The organism is Klebsiella sp. RIT-PI-d, from assembly GCF_001187865.1.
In the GTDB taxonomy this organism is placed as follows: Bacteria; Pseudomonadota; Gammaproteobacteria; order Enterobacterales; family Enterobacteriaceae; genus Superficieibacter.
Genome location: NZ_LGIT01000017.1, coordinates 195,218 through 213,197, shown reverse-complemented (window position 1 = coordinate 213,197; position 17,980 = coordinate 195,218). Strand labels below are relative to the sequence as shown.

The following is a 17,980-nucleotide window of genomic DNA, read 5'->3' as shown; positions in this document are numbered from 1 at the left end:
CATGGCTAAGACACTGTATGAAAAACTGTTTGACGCTCATGTGGTTTATGAAGCGCCAGAAGAAACCCCGCTGCTGTACATTGACCGCCACCTGGTGCACGAGGTGACCTCTCCTCAGGCATTTGACGGCCTGCGCGCGCACGGTCGCCCGGTACGCCAGCCGGCTAAAACGTTTGCCACCATGGATCACAACGTCTCAACGCAAACCAAAGATATCAATGCCTCGGGCGAAATGGCGCGTATTCAGATGCAGGAGCTGATTAAAAACTGCAATGAATTTGGCGTTGAGCTCTACGATCTCAACCATCCTTATCAGGGCATTGTCCATGTCATGGGGCCGGAACAGGGCGTGACTCTGCCCGGTATGACCATTGTATGCGGTGATTCCCATACGGCGACTCACGGTGCCTTTGGCGCGCTGGCGTTCGGCATCGGCACGTCAGAAGTTGAGCACGTGCTGGCAACGCAGACCCTGAAACAGGGCCGCGCCAAAACCATGAAAATTGAGGTTCAGGGTACGGCGGCTGCGGGCATTACTGCCAAAGATATTGTACTGGCGATTATCGGTAAAACCGGCAGTGCCGGCGGTACGGGTCACGTTGTTGAATTTTGTGGTGATGCTATTCGTGCGTTGAGCATGGAAGGCCGGATGACATTATGCAATATGGCCATCGAAATGGGCGCCAAAGCGGGACTGGTCGCGCCTGATGACACCACGTTTAACTATGTTAAAGGCCGATTGCACGCACCGAAAGGTGCGGATTTTGACAGCGCAGTCGCGTACTGGAAAACGCTGAAGACTGATGAAGATGCAACTTTTGATAGTGTGATCACGCTGGATGCCGCAGAGATCGCGCCGCAGGTAACCTGGGGGACAAACCCAGGCCAGGTCATCTCAGTTAATGAGATAATCCCTGACCCGACCTCCTTCAGCGATCCGGTTGAGCGCGCCAGCGCTGAAAAGGCACTGGCCTATATGGGTCTGAAGCCGGGTATCCCGCTGACCGAAGTGGCGATTGATAAAGTGTTTATCGGCTCCTGCACCAACTCACGTATCGAAGATTTACGCGCAGCGGCAGAGATCGCTAAAGGCCGTAAAGTGGCTTCAGGCGTGCAGGCGCTGGTGGTGCCAGGCTCTGGGCCGGTAAAAGCGCAGGCAGAAGCAGAAGGTCTGGATAAAATTTTTATAGAAGCCGGTTTTGAATGGCGTCTGCCAGGCTGCTCCATGTGTCTGGCCATGAATAACGATCGCCTGAACCCAGGCGAGCGATGTGCCTCTACCAGCAACCGTAATTTTGAAGGTCGTCAGGGTCGTGGCGGTCGTACTCATCTGGTCAGCCCGGCAATGGCCGCCGCTGCGGCGATTGCCGGTCGCTTCGCCGATATCCGCAGCATTAAGTAAGGAAAACATCATGGCAGAAAAATTTACTCAGCATACTGGCCTGGTGGTTCCACTGGATGCCGCGAACGTCGATACCGATGCGATTATCCCAAAACAATTTTTACAGAAAGTGACCCGCACCGGTTTTGGCGCGCACCTGTTTAACGACTGGCGTTTTCTGGATGAAGATGGTCAACAGCCTAATCCGGCGTTCGTGCTGAATTTTCCGCAGTATCAGGGTGCATCTATCTTGCTGGCACGTGAAAACTTCGGCTGCGGCTCCTCACGCGAACACGCGCCGTGGGCACTCACCGATTACGGCTTTAAAGTCGTTATCGCCCCGAGCTTTGCCGACATCTTCTATGGCAATAGCTTTAATAACCAGCTTCTGCCGGTGACCCTGAGTGAAGAGCAGGTTGATGCGCTGTTTACCGAAGTTCAGTCTCATCCGGGAACAACGTTTGAAGTTGATCTGCAAGCGCAGGTAGTCAAAGCGGGTGATAAGTCATACGGTTTTATCATCGACTCGTTCCGTCGTCACTGTATGTTAAATGGGCTGGACAGCATCGGGCTGACATTGCAGCACGACGATGCCATTGCGGCATATGAGCGTAGTCAGCCAGCGTTTATGGCGTAAGTTTAGGTTGTCATCAGGCAGGTTACCGATCTGCCTGATGAGACGTTACGTTGCTAATCTGAGCCTTGTTGAAAATTTGAAGATACTCACTGGAACTGTAAAGCGGAATAACCAGAAATGCCATTCCCGCCCCGCCCTGCTCATAATTCACCGCCATGTCGCCATTACGGGTGATAAAAATAGTATGGATCCACCACTGGCATCCGACACTCATATCCGGCTTGCAACTCCGGGTTTTTCTCAACAGACGGCCATCTTTCGTTAAATACATATACCTGAGATCGGTGTCAGACGGCTTTTCGGCGGATTCATCCAGCAGCATAAATGTTGTCTGGCGTCGTATTTTATTATCGGGATCCAGGGAAGAAACCTTGAGCGATTTTGCGGGGAAATTAAAGTGTAGCGTCAGCGTTGTGGCCTGACTGTCAGCAACATAGAAAAGTTCAGCAAGATCATCTGAGCCCCAATATCGCGCATCGGCCGGTTTTGTCGGTTTTGTGGTAAAGCGGTATTCATTTTTCTGGCGAATATCCTGACGGGCCGGATACTCCGCTTTAAATTGCGTTTTTTGCGGAGAAGACGTGAAGCATCCGGTAAGTAAAAACGCCAGCATAGTAGCGACAAGTGCGCGCATAGATGAAGTACCTGTTATTTCAACAATTATCTGTAAGCCTAATATAAAAGTTGCTCAGGCTCCAGTGAATCGGGATCGTTGATCGTATGTGCCGGATCGATATAAATTTGACTAATAGTGGCCAGCAGAGAGAGTCGCGCCGAAACTGGCATCGGATAACATCAGGGGAGAGCACACGAAAGAGGCAGGGTGAGTAGTCTTAAAAGCCCTGACCGTTGCAGCCAGGGCTTTTAAGGTACTACAAACTTCAGATTTAACATTAATGAACTTATTGGATTGTTACTACAATTTATACTGCTTTTAAATGCACCCGTTTACTACAGATAATATTGGGCATTAAAAATTAAAAACCTCCCGCCAGTTATCTTGTTGCACACTTGCCAGCTTTATCAGGAACATTAAGCATGGCCTCTTAAACAAGTACATCCCCCATCGCGACATAAACTCTTTGATGCGTTGCCTTATTACCGTTGCGCTTATCAACATACAATAACCGCAATTATTCACAATAATACGTGGCGTTACATCGTCGCGCATACACGACCATTTTGCTTCTCAGCACGGTTACTACGCGGCCTTAAAACATACTGCATCCCAAACTACATACTTCGAGGCCTTTATTGCAAAATGGTTTACCCCAGTACTTCTGAATAAACGCTAACTATTTCCGTGCTGTTAAGTTCTAATCTACACATTTAAAAAACAGAGTCAATACTGTTTTTTTAATCATGTTTATATTAACAGTTTATAGCGTATAAAACAGCTAAAACTCTTTTATCGCTTCGTTTTAACTTCTTATTTTTATACTCTTTTTTAACGTATCTACTCTCAGCTTCTTTAACGTCGATCGGGAGCTGGTCGTCATATAGAGAAGTAAAAGTTAATCGATAATGATCTGCATGCCTGCATACCAGACGCGATTGGTCAGAAGAAAGCCTGCTGCGCATTCCCTCCCCCTTACATCGTGTCAAAAGTTAAGCTTAGGGTTGCAATACGTTGCAATTGTGCATCCATTTATAAACACGATGTTACAATGATGTTTCGCGCTGCGGTAAAAACGACATTGTCGTCTGTGCGGTGCTTTTCACGTGTGCCGAGGCATACCATTTATAAAAGAAAAGAAAGCGATCTCTGGTAATTCGCAGCCGTTATGGACAGACGGATTTACCGACGCCAGATGGTGAGAACACTTTGTTTTTTCAGGAGAATTTTTTATGGCAGATTTATCACCCCGATCAGGAAAAGGTCTGGGCATCTGGTCAGTATTACTGGGGCTGGTACTGCTGGCAACCGGTCTGTACTTTACTATCGGCGGCGGCCAGCTTATCGCGGTAAATGGAAGCGTCTATTTCTTGCTTGCAGGTATCGTTACCCTGGCGTCAGCAATTCAATTTTTCCGCCGCAAATCCTCTGCGGTAGTGCTGTTTATTCTGGTTTTTGTCGGTACGCTCATTTGGGCACTGTTTGATGCTGGTTGGGCTTTCTGGCCGCTGGTATCACGCCTGATGGTCCCGTCTGGCCTGATGTTACTGGCATTTTTGACCTGGCCCGCCCTGCGTAAGCGGGAAGGCAAATCCTCGCTGGCGATGGTTTCATACGCTTTTTCCGCGCTGATCGCCATTGGGATGATTGGCACGCTGGTGCAGATGTTCCAGCCGCATCCTTCCGTCGTCTTTTCAGGTACAGAACGTCCGTTAATTCCGGTTGATAAACAGCAGCCACAGCAGGACTGGGACAACTACGGTCGCACGCCGGGCGGTGACCGTTTCGCCGCCATCGATCAGATCACCCGCGATAATGTAAAAGATCTGCAAGTCGCATGGACGTTCCGCACCGGCGACACGCCAGAAAGCCCGACAGGTAATGGCGCGGAAGATCAGCAAACCCCATTGCAGGTCGGCAATACGCTTTATCTTTGTACGCCGCATAACAATGTGATCGCCGTTGAAGCCGATAGCGGAAAGCAAATCTGGAAACGTGAAATTAATGCCCAGGCTGAAGTCTGGCCGCGCTGCCGCGGTCTGGCTTATTTTGATGCCACCAAACCGCTGATCCAGCCGAGTAAGCCAGGCTCCACGCCGGTGCCAGCAGCCGATCGGAACGCAGGCGATGTCTGCCAGCGTCGTATCCTGTTGAATACCATTGATGCCCGGCTGATCGCTATCAATGCGGATACCGGTGAATTCTGTGAAGGATTCGGTAACCACGGCATAGTGAATCTGAAAGAAGGACTGGGCGAAGCTCAGGATCCTAAATATCAGCTGACATCCGCGCCAACGCTTGCCGGAACCACAATCGTGGTCGGCGGTCGCGTGGCGGATAACGTCCAGACTGACATGCCCGGCGGCGTATTGCGCGGCTTCGATGTAATGACCGGTAAGCAACGCTGGGCCTTTGATCCGGGCAATGTGGACCCAAATGCCGTACTGATGCCGGAGCAAACCTATACCCGCAGTACGCCTAACTCGTGGGCGCCGATGTCTTACGATCCGGCGATGAACACTGTCTTTATTCCAATGGGCAGCTCGTCTGTTGATTTATGGGGTGCCAATCGTACCGCGCTCGATCATAAATACGGCGCGTCTGTTCTGGCCCTGGATGCGACAACCGGCAAAGAGAAGTGGGTTTATCAGACCGTGCATAACGATCTCTGGGACTTCGACCTGCCGATGCAGCCAAGCCTGGTAGACTTCCCGATGAAAGACGGCACCACGAAACCGGCAGTGGTTATCGGCGGAAAAACCGGCATGATCTTCGTACTGGATCGCGAAACCGGCAAGCCGCTGACTACGGTCGAAGAACGCCCGGTACCGCGCGGTAACATTCCGGATGAGCAGTATTCGAAAACGCAGCCGTTTTCAACGGAGATGCCGCAGATTGGCAATCAGACGTTGACTGAATCCGATATGTGGGGCGCAACGCCGTTTGACCAACTGGCCTGCCGCATTGCATTTAAATCGATGCGCTATAACGGTCTGTTTACGGTACCGGACACCGATAAATCCCTCAGTTTCCCGGGCTCGCTGGGCGGGATGAACTGGGGCAGTATCTCGTTCGATCCAAATAATAACTATATGTTCGTCAATGATATGCGCCTTGGGCTATGGGTTCAGATGATCCCGGCGGATACACAAAACATCGCGCGCGGCAGCAACGGTGGCGAGGCGATCAATACCGGTATGGGCGCAGTTCCGCTGAAAGGCACGCCATATGCGGTGAATAAAAATCGCTTTATGTCGCCGCTGGGTATTCCTTGCCAGGCACCGCCATTCGGTACCCTGTCAGCGATTGATATGAAATCGCGCCAAATCGTCTGGCAAGTGCCGGTCGGCACGGTGCAGGATACCGGACCGTTTGGGATCAAAATGCGGGCGCAAATGCCGGTCGGGATGCCGACGCTGGGGGGTACGCTGGCCACGCAAGGGGGACTGGTCTTTATCGCCGGTTCTCAGGACTACTACTTACGTGCGTTTAATAGCTCAACCGGTAAAGAAGTATGGAAAGCACGTCTGCCGGTAGGTAGTCAGGGCGGTCCGATAAGCTATGTCTCGCCGAAAAACGGTAAGCAGTACATTCTGATCTCCGCAGGCGGCGCGCGTCAGTCGCCGGATCGTGGTGATTATATAGTTGCTTATGCGCTACCGTAACAGGTAATGATATCGTGACGATAACCTGCGCCCCGGCGCAGGTTTTTTTATTCTCTCGGCCGACCTGGCACGGCACTGCCCTTTCACAATCCTCCTGACCATGTAGTATCCTGCGACCTTTCTGCGTTTAAGCTTTTGTGATTGCACGTAACATCGGCTATCGTCAGCATCAGAGACAGGCTTATGACGACAGAGATAAAAATGGATAAATCGGTTAGCGTTAAAAACATTACTTTTCGCGAAGGCGAGACGCTTATTTGTCTCCCTCTGGTCGGCAAATCTATTGCCGGGCTTGAGGTAGAAACACGTAATCTGGTCGCAGCGGGTGCTGATATTATCGAGTGGCGCGTCGATCGCTACGCGGAATTTGCTAACAATGAACATGTGATGGAAGCGTTGTCATCATTGCGCCCGGCACTGGCGCAACAACCGCTTATCTTTACCTTTCGCAGCAAAAAAGAGGGCGGTGAAGGCGAATTAACTGACGATGCTTACTTTGCGCTCAATCTGCGGGCCGTGAATAGTGGCATGGTAGACGTCATTGATATCGAGCTATTTAACGATGAGTCACGGATCCGTGAACTCGTCGAGGTAGCGCATGCCGCAGGAGTTAAAGTCATCATCAGCAGCCACGATTTTGCGCAAACGCCAGCTAAAGATGAAATCATTCATCGCCTGCGCCGGATGCAGGATCTGGGTGCCGACTTGCCTAAAATCGCCGTTATGCCCCAGTGCGCTGAAGACGTTTTACGTTTGCTTGATGCCACGTTAACCATGAAACAACAGTACGCTACACGCCCTCTTATCACCATGTCGATGGGAAAATTAGGCGGCGTGAGCCGGGTAATGGGCAGGCTGTTTGGCTCAGCAATGACCTTTGGTACCGCAGGAGATGTCTCTGCGCCAGGACAAATTGAAATCGGAAAACTGCGGGAGATGATGTCGATTCTGTCGTAAAAAGAGGATTGCCGCAACGTGCGCCTGTCCCGGCAGGCGAATGAAATAGCCTGATGGGACGGGGGTTGAGCACGCGGCAGCAACCCGACATATTTTTATACAGCAAGATGCCTGTACCATTCTATTTCAGACGCCACTCTTGCGATAAGTCTCTTATTATCGAAAACATTAAACAATCATTTTTAATAACATCCGGCTAGCGCAATAAATAAATATTGTTTTCTGACTAATATTTTTCAATTCCAGTTAGCGCCTGTATAAAATAGCCAGATATCGTGTGTAAAAGCAATAGAGGAATTGTGATAATCGCTTCATATCCGCTACCATGAAGCATTGATAGTGCTGAAATAATATTATCCGCAAAAACTACATTAAAATTTAGATCAAATTTCAAAAATCGCTCAATACCAGGCGTGGTCATTTACAAACAACCTCATGGTGTTTACAGTGCCTAAAAATATTCTAACTCCTTTTAATTTCTATATAGTAAGCAGGATATATTATATGCTCAGAATTATGAACGCACTGCAACACTCTTATAATATGATAATTGATACTATTACTGTCTCGCCAGTCCAGTCCGTTGAACAGTGGTTGGCTAATGCCCCTGTGGGAGAAAACAGAAAAATCATTGCCGATCTCATCAATGAGGCGCGCTATACAGGCACACTGATATTAAACGATTGTTACATGCAAAATATATCATCACTCCCCGAACTTCCTGAAGATATTAAATGCGTAATGATATTCGGCGCAAAAAAACTAACATCTTTGCCATCGCTTTCTGCGGTAACAAACTTAACTATAGAAGACTGTCCCAATACAGGAAATATGAAATTGCCTGATGGTCTGCAAGCCCTTACTTTAAGAAATGTTCATAATGTTCCGAAACTGCCTGAAGGACTGCCCCATCTTTCTCTTTACAAAACTACGTTGTCAGAATTCCCTGCAAATCTGTTAACTTTATCTATGAAAAAAGTCGAAGGGAAATTAAATATTTCAACACTATCGCATTTAAAAGAATTAAAAGCAGATAATTGCTCTGATCTCATTATTAATGAGTTACCGAAAAACTTAAAAAAATTAACTATTTGCGGTAGACTTGCCAGTAATCATTCAGAAAAACCTAACCATGATTATATCCCTGAATTGCCGGAGGGGTTATTAAAGCTATCTCTTATTAAACACCTTAGTATCTCAACATGCCCTTCTTTACCCAAGAGTGTAGAGTCATTAAATCTGGAATTATTAGATTTTGATACTCCTCAATCCTGCAACCTGCCTGAAAATCTTAAGTCACTGAATATCTGGAACTGCACTAATTTGGTACTACCAACGAAGCTGCCGGGAACGCTGATGGACATAAATATTCATAGTCAGGCATATGATAACTGGAGCGTTGAGCCTGAAGAACTGCCACCAGGAGTGAGGATCCATACAGCAAGAATAAATATAAACCCGAGATGTTATACTCGTCCAGATGTTAGTTTTAATGGTTTGTCAATGGAATCATCGTTATCTTTTAAATCCGGAGATATATTGTATGGTCTCCATTCCCCAAGAAATAAAGTATACAACGGTATTCATACTGTTGGTGGCGCAACCCGCAACGAAATTATTATACAAAATACTCTGACTAATGCTGTATGGGATCGCTACAGCCCTGAGAAATATAGTTCTGACGCTGTTATAAAACGAACACTGAGCGATCCTGAACGCGGCCTGTCATTTAAGGAATTTCTCGCCACGCACCCGCGATACGATGTTACAAGTGAGCAATTTTCTACGCTTTCCGCAACGGATAAATGGACAAAAACCAGTAAGGCCGGACTGGAATTTCAGACAAAAGTCAGACAACGTGGAGTCATTTTTTGTGTTGATAAGCTAATTGATTCGATTCCGGAAATTGCCACTAAAGATGATGAAAATCATGGTGATGCAATTACCGCTCATGAGCTCAGATGGATCTATCGTCATCGTCACGAAGAGAGTATTAAAAAGAATGTTTCATTCTCTTTAGGAGGCAGGCTCGTTTCTCATGATACGGTTTTTTCATTACGAGGATGGGACCTTTATCATCCTAAAAGTGAGCAACGAGCTCAACCGATCCCCCTGGCAGTTTAATCAGCAAGCCCGATCTTACCCGGTCGCGTTGCCCCTTCCTTTACGCGGCTGGTAATAACGAGTGTAATGAGCGAGATCGCAGTAATCGTCCAGTATACCGCCCCATGTCCATAGCCTTGCGCCAGCGCCCCCTGAAGCACACCCGCAAGGATCACCCCCGTCGAAATGCTGTTGGTAAATAATGTTGTGGCCGATCCTGCCCGGCCCGGCATCAAATCCTGAAACCATAACATGCCAATTCCGGCGACGATCCCGATAAATACAGCATTAAAAAGTTGCAGGATCAGGAGCGCCTGCTGACTATGGAAGACAGTAAGCCCGGCATAAAACAGCACGCCCGCCGTCACGGCAAGGATCATCATTTTGCGTTTACCGAAACGTTTGACATAAAAGCCCGCGAGGATCATTGCCGGGATCTCCAGCCCGGCGGCGGTGCCCATTAAGATCCCGGCAAGCTTGTCCGGCAGGCCTAAATCCTGGCTTATCCACAGCGGCATGTCGATGATATACATCGTGTTGCAGGTCCACATTAGCGTCGAGGCAATGAACAGCATGCGCACATTACTATTCTGCCAGCCGCTTACCTGGGTTATCGCTACCTCCGGGGATTGTTCAATCCTCGCAACCGACGGAAGGATCAGCGCAATCAGCAGCAGGCTAATTAAAAAAATGCCGGCGGCCACCGTAAACATGACGGTAAAACCGTAATTCAGCGCCAGCATAAAGGCCAGCGGCGGCCCGATAACCCATGCCAGGGAAAGCTGCGCGCGCATAATTGAGCTGAACATCACCACTTCACGCGCCGAGTTGTCGGCATATTCGCGCGCCAGGGCAAAAAGTTGCGGCATGGCGGTATTGGCCAGCGAAGCCAACAGCACGCCACAGGTTATAAGGGTGAGATAGTGTCGATTAAAGGCGAATAAGAGTGCGTTGCCCACCGCCATCAGGCAGCAAAACATAATTAACCGACGCCTGTCGCCCCGGCTGTCGGAGCGTTTTGCCAGCAGCAGGCTGATCGCAATTCCGCTGATTGCATTAACGGTGTAAAAAAGCCCAACCCAGAACGGCTCCGCGCCCACTTCACGGCTGAGAAAAAGACTTAGCGTGGGTGCCTGTAGCGCCCCCGCGATGCCCATCATAAATGCTACGATCATGAATGCGGTATAGACACCGTTAAACCGCCGAGCCATCGTCATTACCCAGAGCATGAAGCGTCCTTTATCAACTGAAGCAAAATGAACACGAAAAAAGCCAGCAGAAAGAATCTGCTGGCGGGTGATTTTACACCAATTCTCAGTCACACATGATATCTGCAAGTCGGTATCTGCTCATCGTTCAGGCGATGTTTTCTCCTGACGATGAACGGGATCAGAGACAGGGTTTGTAACGTCCCACTGCATCAATTCTTCCAGCAATGCGTATCGCTGCCGTGCACTCTGGCGGGCCAGCCAGCACACATCCTGTGTGGCAATGAAATAGCTCAGGTAAAACTGACGAATGAATGACTTCTGCATAATCCACCTCCTTGCTTCATCGCTAATGATTATTGGCTTAATATAGGGATAAATAAATTGCTGGGTTTTGAGCAGGAGTTCCTCTTTTATGTCATCTGGCCGTCTGCAACAACAATTCATCCGCCTGTGGCAATGCTGCGACGGCAAACCTCAGGCGACGACGCTGCATGAGCTGGCTGAATTACTGAACTGTTCACGTCGCCATATGCGTACCCTGCTGAATACCATGCAGGCGCGCGGCTGGTTGACGTGGGAAGCTGAAGCGGGACGCGGTAAACGCTCGCGCCTGACGTTTCTCTATACAGGACTGGCACTTCAGCAGCAGCGTGCAGAAGATCTGCTGGAGCAAGACCGCATCGATCAACTGGTACAACTGGTGGGCGATAAAGCCACGGTACGCCAGATGCTGGTGTCTCATCTGGGCCGTAGTTTCCGGCAGGGGCGGCATATTTTACGCATTCTGTATTATCGGCCGTTAAAGAGCCTGCTGCCCGGCACCGCCCTGCGCCGCTCAGAAATTCACATGGCCAGGCAGATATTCAGTTCCCTGACCCGGGTAAATGAGGAAAATGGGGAACTGGAAGCCGATATTGCCCACCACTGGCAGCAAATCTCCGCCCTCCACTGGCGATTTTTCGTGCGTCCAGGCATTCATTTCCATCACGGTCGCGAGCTGGAAATGGACGATATTATTACCTCTTTGCAGCGGATTAACGCCCTGCCGTTGTTTTCGCACATAGTGACTATTCATTCTCCGACCCCGTGGACGCTGGATATCCACCTCACTCAGCCAGATAACTGGCTTCCCTGGCTGTTGGGCCATACCGCGACGATGATCCTGCCGCGAGAGTGGGAAACGATGAATCAGTTTGCCAGACAGCCAGTGGGCACCGGCCCTTATGCCGTCGGGCGCAATAATCAGAATCAGCTCAAGATCCACGCGTTCGATGATTATTTTGGCTATCGGGCGCTGATTGATGAGGTAAATGTATGGGTACTGCCGGAAATCGGGGAGGAGCCGAACGGCGGCCTGACGCTTCAGGGCACCACGCATAGCGAAAAAGCGGTCGAAAGCCGTCTTGAGGAGGGCTGCTACTATCTGCTGTTTGACGCTCGTAGCCCGCTCGGCAGCAATCCGGCGGTCCGCCAGTGGCTCAGTCATATTTTCCAGCCAGCCAATATGCTCTATCACGCGGGTCCCCATTACCAGAGTACCTGGTTTCCGGCTTATGGACTGCTGCCACGCTGGCATCACAGCCAGAGCCGCACCTGTGAAAAACCTGCGGGTCTGGAAACCGTTACATTGACCTATTATCAGGATCATGTGGAGCACCGGATGATGGGCGGCATCATGAAGGCCCTGCTGGCAGAGCATCAGGTAAAGCTGGACATTAAAGAGCTGGAATATGAAGAGTGGCATCGCGGCGAAGTGGTGAGCGACGTCTGGCTTAACAGCGCCAATTTTACCCTGCCCCTTGATTTCTCTTTGTTCGCCTACCTTTATGAGGTCCCACTGATCCGCCACTGTATCCCGGCCGACTGGGAGGGAGATGCTTGTCGCTGGCGGGCAGGCGAACTCGATCCGGCGACCTGGAGCCAGCAGCTTCAGATTCATCAGCACATCGTCCCGTTGATCCATCACTGGCTGATCCTTCACGGGCAACGCAGTATGCGCGGTCTGCGCATGAATACGCTGGGCTGGTTTGACTTCAAATCCGCATGGTTTGCACCGCCGGAACCTTAATGCTTTCAGAAAGCGGGTAAAGTTATTACACTGTTAACGTTCTCAACGGGGTGCTGATAAAGCTGAGAAAATACCCGTCGAACCTGATCCGGATAATGCCGGCGAAGGGATTTGAGGCTGGTGCTCAAAATCCTTTGCCACCCATTTATTGAGGTGCAAAGTGTTAAAAAAATATCTGCCGTTATTGGCGCTGGTTGCTGCGCCCGTCTTCGCTAAACCCGTTCTGACGGTATACACCTATGACTCGTTCTCTGCCGACTGGGGACCAGGGCCGGTTGTCAAAAAGGCGTTTGAAGCCAGTTGCGATTGTGAACTGAAATTCGTGGCGCTGGAAGACGGCGTTTCGCTGCTCAACCGGCTGCGCATGGAAGGTAAAAACAGCAAGGCTGATGTGGTTCTTGGCCTTGATAACAACCTGCTGGAAGCGGCCATGCAAACGCATCTGTTCGCCAAAAGCGATGTTCCCACCGGCGCGGTAAACGTGCCCGGCGGCTGGACTAACGATACGTTTGTCCCCTTCGACTACGGTTACTTCGCCTTCGTCTATGACAAAACCAAACTCAAAAACCCGCCAAAAAGCCTGAAAGAACTGGTTGAAAGCGATCAGAAATGGAAGGTCATCTATGAAGATCCGCGCACCAGCACGCCGGGTTTAGGCCTGCTAATGTGGATGCAAAAAGTCTATGGCGATAAAACGCCGGCGGCCTGGCAGAAGCTGGCAGCCAAAACGGTCACCGTGACCAAAGGCTGGAGCGAGGCGTACGGGCTGTTTTTAAAAGGCGAGAGCGATCTGGTACTGAGCTATACCACGTCTCCGGCCTACCACATCATTGAAGAGAAAAAATCGCAGTACGCGGCGGCTGACTTTGCAGAAGGTCACTATCTGCAAGTTGAGGTTGCGGCGCGTACCGCCTCCAGCAAGCAGCCGGAGCTGGCAAAAAAATTCCTCGCCTTTATGGTTTCTCCGGCGTTCCAGAAAACCATCCCTACCGGCAACTGGATGTATCCGGTCACCGATGTGACCTTACCGGAGGGGTTTGCGGATCTGACAAAACCGAAAACCACGCTGCAATTTTCCTCACATGACGTCGCCCAGCAACGTGCGCAGTGGATTAGCGAATGGCAACGCGCCGTCAGCCGTTAATTGCCGGCTGGCTGATCCCTGGCCTTACTGCCGCCACCCTGATGGTGGCGGTGGCGATGGCGGCGTTTCTGGCGTTATGGGCCAGCGCACCGCAGGCGGCATGGGGCGCTCTGCTTCAGGACAGCTATCTATGGCATGTGGTGCGCTTTTCTTTCTGCCAGGCCTTTTTGTCGGCGCTATTCTCTGTCGTTCCGGCAATTTTTCTCGCCCGCGCGCTGTATCGCCGACGTTTTCCCGGCAGGCTAATTATGCTGCGGCTATGCGCAATGACGCTGATCCTGCCGGTGCTGGTAGCCGTATTTGGCATTCTCAGCGTGTATGGCCGCCACGGATGGCTGGCCTCGCTGTGCCAGCTACTCGGCGTAGAATGGACCTTCTCACCGTATGGCTTACAGGGCATTTTGCTGGCGCACATCTTTTTTAATTTGCCGATGGCCACGCGTCTGTTGCTCCAGGTGCTGGAGCAGATCCCCGGCGAACAGCGGCAGCTGGCGGCGCAGCTGGGCATGCGCGGCGTCGATTTCTTCCGCTTTATCGAATGGCCGTGGCTACGCCGACAAATCCCCCCGGTCGCTGCGCTGATTTTTATGCTCTGTTTTGCCAGTTTTGCCACCGTACTGTCGCTGGGTGGCGGGCCGCAGGCCACAACCATTGAACTGGCTATCTATCAGGCACTCAATTTTGATTATGATCCGGGCCGTGCGGCGATGCTGGCCGTGATCCAGATGATGTGCTGTCTCGGTCTGGTGCTTCTCAGCCAGCGTCTGAGTAAAGCAATTGTCGTCGGTAATACTCAACTTACTGGCTGGCGCGATCCTGATGATCGGCGCTGGAGTCGATTAGCCGACACGTTACTCATCGTCTGCGCTCTGCTACTGTTACTGCCGCCGCTGCTGGCGGTGATCGTTGAGGGGATAAACCGCGATCTGCCCGCTGTCCTGCGACAACCTGCGATGTGGCAGGCGCTGTGGACCTCGTTGCGGATTGCTCTCGCCGCAGGCGTACTGTGCGTGGTGCTGACCATGATGCTGCTGTGGAGCAGCCGGGAACTTCGCGCCCGCGCCCACCCGCTGGCAGGCCAGGCAATGGAGCTGTCCGGTATGTTAATTCTCGCCATGCCCGGTATCGTGCTGGCCACCGGCTTTTTTCTATTGCTCAATAACAGCGTGGGGTTACCGCAGTCCGCCGACGGTATCGTGATTTTCACCAATGCGCTGATGGCCATTCCCTATGCATTAAAGGTGCTGGAAAATCCGATGCGCGACATCACGGCACGTTACACCTTTTTATGCCAGTCGCTGGGAATAGAAGGATTTAACCGGCTGAAAGTGCTGGAATTCCGTGCTCTTCGCCGTCCTCTGGCGCAGGCGCTGGCCTTTGCCTGCGTACTGTCGATTGGCGATTTTGGCGTGGTGGCCCTGTTTGGTAATGACGATTTCCGTACGCTGCCCTTTTATCTTTATCAACAAATTGGGTCTTATCGCAGCCAGGAAGGGGCGGTCACCGCCCTGCTCTTACTGTTGCTTTGCTTTGCCCTTTTTACCGTCATTGAAAAACTTCCGGGACGTCATGCTGAAACTTACTGATGTAATCTGGCTTTATCAGCATCTGCCGATGCGCTTCAACGTCTCAATTAAGCAGGGTGAGCAGGTTGCCGTGCTGGGCCCCAGCGGTGCGGGGAAAAGCACGCTGCTTAATCTTATTGCCGGGTTCCTGACGCCGCAAAGCGGTACGATCCTTATTGAAAATAAAGACCATACCCGCACACCACCCGCGCGGCGTCCGGTATCGATGCTGTTTCAGGAGAACAATCTTTTTAGCCACCTGACGGTGCGGCAGAACATCGGTCTTGGGCTGGAGCCAGGGTTAAGGCTAAATGAGGCGCAGCGGCAAAAATTACAGCTGATTGCCAGTCAGATGAGCATAGAATCGCTGCTGGATCGTCTGCCCTCTGAACTTTCCGGAGGACAACGCCAGCGTGCTGCGCTGGCCCGCTGTCTGGTGCGGGAACAACCTGTCCTGCTACTGGATGAGCCATTCTCGGCACTCGATCCGGCGCTGCGCCAGGAGATGCTCAGTCTGGTCAGCGATGTCTGTCGTCGTCAACAATTGACGCTGTTGATGGTTTCACACAGCGTGGAAGATGCTGCGCGTATCGCATCTCGCTCGCTGGTAATTGCCGATGGCCGGATAGCATGGGATGGCGCGACCGCCGAGCTGGTCAGCGGCCGCGCCAGCGCTTCATCATTATTGGGTATTTCCCGTCACCACCCTGACTAAGATATCCGCGTAAACCGGCATAGACGGGTGGCGGATCGCCGCCGCCAGCGCGACCACCGCGATGCCGCTAACCAGCGGCGCAAGCCAGATGAGCCGGGTGCGGGGCAGCAGTTGCGAGAGCTTGCTGCTGCCGCTTTTTCCGCTGCGCCATAAGCGCCAGCACAGCCAGCCAGCAATCCACACCAGCAGCGCTGCCGCCAGCAGCAGCCATTTAAAGGTGCTGCTCTGCGCGTCGGCGGGGATATCGATGGCTGCCCCGGCAAGTATCCCCGGCAGGAAATAGACCGGTGGCCAGAACAGGCAGCCGATAATATTTGGCAGCAAAAATTTTCCAATCGGCAGGTCGAGCATCCCGGCGACCATCGGTACCAGCGGACGGGTTGGACCGACAAATCGCCCCACTAAAATAGTGAACATACTGTGTTGATGCAGCGCATGCTCGGTTTTATCCAGCAATGACTTGTTCTTCTTCATAAACGACCAGCGGTGCAGCGGCTTTTTAAAGCGCCAGCCCAGCCAGAACGAGATCCAGTCGCCCAGTAAACAGCCGACTATCCCCACCAGCCAGGCCTGCCAGAAGTTAACCTCTCCACTGCCAATCAGCGCGCCCAGCCCCGCCATCATGACCGTGCCGGGCAGGATCAGCCCCACCAGCGCCAGCGATTCAAGGAAGGCGACCAGCGCAATGGCAATCAGGGAGTAACTGGTTGATTGAGTGACAAAATGTTCCAGCAATGCTTGCATAATGTATCCGTCGGGATTTAAGAAGCAGCGATTCTGCGGAGCAGAGGCATACTTCGTCAAGACATCAATTGTCTGAATAGATTAACGGTTATGACAAGCGTCGACGGACTTCATTCACTTTTATTCACATCCTGAGCGGAATTCGCTGGGGCTGGCACCGGTGCATTTTTTAAAGACCCGGGAAAAATAGAGCTGATCCTCAAAACCAATATTACGCCCTACGCTGGCGATAGGCATTCGCGTAGTGCTCAGCAGAAATTTGGCCTGGCTGATGCGCTGATCCTCACGCCAGCTCAGCACGCTGACGCCTAACTGCTGGCGGAACAGATGCGACAGGCGGGAGGGGGAAAGGCAGACGTGCTGCGCTACGCTGGCGATATCAAAATGGCTATCGGAGAGATGATCGCTAATAAACTGGCAGGCCTCCCGTACCCGATGATCCAGCGGCGGATGCAGCGATTCATTCACGGCATCCATACGCCGTAACAGCAATTGTTCAAGAAGATTAATCGCCAGTAATTCGCTATAGCGTCCAGCGCCCTGCCCGCTATCAATAATTTGCGCAAACAGCTCGCGAAATATCGGTTCATGCGCCGCGTCCGGGCGATGAAATCCGGTCTGCGCAAAAATGGTCGGCCAGGCCAGCCACTCCTGCCAGTAGGCACGCGGACGGAAATAGACCCACTGGTGATACCACTCTTTTGCGTCAGGATGACGACCATAGTGGTGGATCTCGCCCGGTGGAAACAGCAGCATGTCACCCGGACGACACACAAAGCGCTGCTCGTGATTATCAATGACGCCTTCGCCGCGCACGGTCAGATTGAGGATATATCCCTTCATACCCAGCGGACGATCGATAAAGAAATCCAGATACCCGCCGGCGTCAATCGGCGTCAGTCCCGCCACAAGATGTGCATTAAATGAATAGCCGGGCAGGAGAGGATCGTTTTGCGTTTCAGCCATTACCTTTGCACTCCCGATAAAAATTTAGAAACCAATTGTCCATATTGCAATTTAGCGCATGAAACTCGGCGAAAGCGCCACCCTCATTACGGTGCTGCACACAAACCCCGCTTCAGAGAGGCTTTTACTGTTATCACAGGCTATATAAACGTTTTAAAGCAGTAACACGAGTGTCTATAAAGAGGATTGAAAAGTCCACATTGATTAT

General features: G+C 51.4%; 15 protein-coding genes and 1 riboswitch. Of the genes, 9 read left to right on the top strand and 6 right to left on the bottom strand.

What is annotated here, in order from left to right:
* Nucleotide 1: 1 nt before the first annotated feature.
* Nucleotides 2-1,402, top strand: a complete 1,401-nt coding sequence (leuC, locus tag AC791_RS18335; RefSeq protein ID WP_049841912.1) for a 3-isopropylmalate dehydratase large subunit — start codon at nucleotides 2-4, stop codon at nucleotides 1,400-1,402.
* 10 nt (nucleotides 1,403-1,412) lie between these two features.
* Nucleotides 1,413-2,018, top strand: coding sequence for a 3-isopropylmalate dehydratase small subunit (gene leuD / locus AC791_RS18330; RefSeq protein ID WP_049841911.1), 606 nt, complete (start codon nucleotides 1,413-1,415; stop codon nucleotides 2,016-2,018).
* 22 nt (nucleotides 2,019-2,040) lie between these two features.
* On the opposite strand, the gene AC791_RS18325 is transcribed toward leuD, so the two are convergent.
* Nucleotides 2,041-2,652, bottom strand: coding sequence for a hypothetical protein (locus AC791_RS18325; protein WP_049841910.1), 612 nt, complete (start codon nucleotides 2,650-2,652; stop codon nucleotides 2,041-2,043).
* 1,214 nt (nucleotides 2,653-3,866) lie between these two features.
* On the opposite strand from AC791_RS18325, the gene AC791_RS18320 reads away from it, so the two are divergent.
* A complete protein-coding gene (locus AC791_RS18320; protein WP_049841909.1) occupies nucleotides 3,867-6,299 on the top strand; it encodes a glucose/quinate/shikimate family membrane-bound PQQ-dependent dehydrogenase in 2,433 nt (810 codons plus the stop codon).
* A gap of 201 nt (nucleotides 6,300-6,500) precedes the next feature.
* Complete coding sequence (aroD, locus tag AC791_RS18315) at nucleotides 6,501-7,256, top strand: type I 3-dehydroquinate dehydratase (RefSeq protein WP_049841908.1); 756 nt, start codon at nucleotides 6,501-6,503, stop codon at nucleotides 7,254-7,256.
* A 226-nt stretch (nucleotides 7,257-7,482) separates the two neighbouring features.
* Here the strand turns inward: aroD and AC791_RS18310 are convergent, their stop codons facing one another.
* Nucleotides 7,483-7,677 (bottom strand): hypothetical protein, encoded by a 195-nt coding sequence (locus AC791_RS18310; protein ID WP_049841907.1) that lies wholly within the window; start codon nucleotides 7,675-7,677, stop codon nucleotides 7,483-7,485.
* A gap of 83 nt (nucleotides 7,678-7,760) precedes the next feature.
* On the opposite strand from AC791_RS18310, the gene AC791_RS20240 reads away from it, so the two are divergent.
* The gene (locus AC791_RS20240; RefSeq protein WP_049841906.1) at nucleotides 7,761-9,380 is read left to right on the top strand and encodes a hypothetical protein; all 1,620 of its coding nucleotides are present in this window, start codon (nucleotides 7,761-7,763) and stop codon (nucleotides 9,378-9,380) included.
* On the opposite strand, the gene AC791_RS18300 is transcribed toward AC791_RS20240, so the two are convergent.
* Nucleotides 9,377-10,588, bottom strand: coding sequence for a sugar efflux transporter (locus AC791_RS18300; protein ID WP_049842044.1), 1,212 nt, complete (start codon nucleotides 10,586-10,588; stop codon nucleotides 9,377-9,379). The genes AC791_RS20240 and AC791_RS18300 overlap by 4 nt on opposite strands.
* 120 nt (nucleotides 10,589-10,708) lie before the next feature.
* On the bottom strand, nucleotides 10,709-10,894 hold the full coding sequence (gene sgrT / locus AC791_RS18295; protein WP_049841905.1) for a glucose uptake inhibitor SgrT: 186 nt from the start codon (nucleotides 10,892-10,894) through the stop codon (nucleotides 10,709-10,711).
* An 88-nt stretch (nucleotides 10,895-10,982) separates the two neighbouring features.
* Between sgrT and sgrR the strand changes: the two genes are divergently transcribed.
* From sgrR to thiQ, 4 genes are all read left to right on the top strand, one after another.
* A complete protein-coding gene (gene sgrR, locus AC791_RS18290; protein ID WP_049841904.1) occupies nucleotides 10,983-12,638 on the top strand; it encodes an HTH-type transcriptional regulator SgrR in 1,656 nt (551 codons plus the stop codon).
* 36 nt (nucleotides 12,639-12,674) lie between these two features.
* Nucleotides 12,675-12,766: riboswitch (TPP riboswitch) on the top strand.
* A gap of 32 nt (nucleotides 12,767-12,798) precedes the next feature.
* Nucleotides 12,799-13,782, top strand: coding sequence for a thiamine ABC transporter substrate binding subunit (thiB, locus tag AC791_RS18285; RefSeq protein WP_049841903.1), 984 nt, complete (start codon nucleotides 12,799-12,801; stop codon nucleotides 13,780-13,782).
* Entirely contained in the window at nucleotides 13,758-15,368 is a 1,611-nt protein-coding gene (thiP, locus tag AC791_RS18280) for a thiamine/thiamine pyrophosphate ABC transporter permease ThiP (protein ID WP_049841902.1), read from the top strand. Before thiB ends, thiP begins: the two co-directional genes overlap by 25 nt.
* Nucleotides 15,352-16,062 carry a thiamine ABC transporter ATP-binding protein ThiQ gene (gene thiQ / locus AC791_RS18275; RefSeq protein ID WP_049841901.1) on the top strand — a complete coding sequence of 237 codons (711 nt, stop codon included), beginning with the start codon at nucleotides 15,352-15,354 and terminating at the stop codon, nucleotides 16,060-16,062. Before thiP ends, thiQ begins: the two co-directional genes overlap by 17 nt.
* Here the strand turns inward: thiQ and AC791_RS18270 are convergent.
* Both AC791_RS18270 and araC read right to left on the bottom strand, forming a co-directional pair.
* Nucleotides 16,030-16,806, bottom strand: coding sequence for a DedA family protein (locus tag AC791_RS18270; protein ID WP_049841900.1), 777 nt, complete (start codon nucleotides 16,804-16,806; stop codon nucleotides 16,030-16,032). The two genes, thiQ and AC791_RS18270, sit on opposite strands and share 33 nt — an antisense overlap.
* A 120-nt stretch (nucleotides 16,807-16,926) precedes the next feature.
* Complete coding sequence (araC, locus tag AC791_RS18265) at nucleotides 16,927-17,772, bottom strand: arabinose operon transcriptional regulator AraC (protein WP_049841899.1); 846 nt, start codon at nucleotides 17,770-17,772, stop codon at nucleotides 16,927-16,929.
* Nucleotides 17,773-17,980: the final 208 nt, after the last annotated feature.